Below are 815 nucleotides of genomic sequence, written 5' to 3'. Positions count from 1 at the left end.
TGGAGGTGGCGGTTGACCGGGTCTGGGCAGTCCAGCTGGGGGGCGTGGCCGCAGCCGTCCAGGATGACGAGCTGTTCGTTCGGGAGCAGTTCGGCGAAGCGGTGGGCGCGTTCGACGGGCTGGATGGTGTCCTGCTTGCCCCACAGCACCAGGGTCTGGGTCTTGGTGGCGGGGAGGGCGCGTTCGGTCTGCGCCCAGTCCAGACGGCGTTCGAGCAGGTAGGTGGCGCGGATGTTGTCATGGAAGGTCATCGGCGCCCACCACTCGTCCAGCAGTTGCCCGGTGAGGCGCTGCTTGTTGACCATCATGCCCTCGGCAAGGCTGCGGACGGTGGACTTGCCGGTGGACAGCTTGACGGCCAGCTCGCCGATGACGGGGATCTTCAGGGATTCCCACATCAGGGTGCCCGGCAGGTCCAGTCCGGTGGCGTCCAGCAGGGCGAGCTTGGTGACGCGGTCGGGGTGGCGCTGGGCGAAGGCCAGGGCCCAGCCACCGCTCCAGGAGTTGCCCGCCAGGGCGGCCTGCCGTACGCCGAGGCCGTCCATGAACGCGCTGACGGCGGAGACCATGGCATCCAGGTGGAAGGCGAAGCCGGAGTCCTTCAGCTGGGTGTAGCCCTGGCCGGGAAGGTCGACCACGTACACGGTGTGGTCGCGGGCCAGCACGTCGAGTTGATCCTTCCAGCCGATGACCGAGGTGCCGCCGGGCGAGAGCAGGATCACCGGCGTGCCGGATCCGGCCTGGACGTAGTGGAAGCGGGCGATCGGGGTGTCGGCGTAGCGCGAGCCGACCTGGGCCAGGTACGGCGAGCGGAA

General features: G+C 69.1%; 1 protein-coding gene. It reads right to left on the bottom strand.

From position 1 onward, the window contains the following. The coding region (locus ACTMTI_RS56945; protein ID WP_441129421.1) for an alpha/beta fold hydrolase at window positions 1-815 on the bottom strand (815 nt) is incomplete at both ends.

Source organism: Nonomuraea sp. H19 (genome assembly GCF_052068215.1).
Taxonomy (GTDB): domain Bacteria; phylum Actinomycetota; class Actinomycetes; order Streptosporangiales; family Streptosporangiaceae; genus Nonomuraea.
The sequence above is the reverse complement of the archived record's forward strand: the minus strand, read 5'-3'. Positions and strand labels throughout refer to the sequence as shown.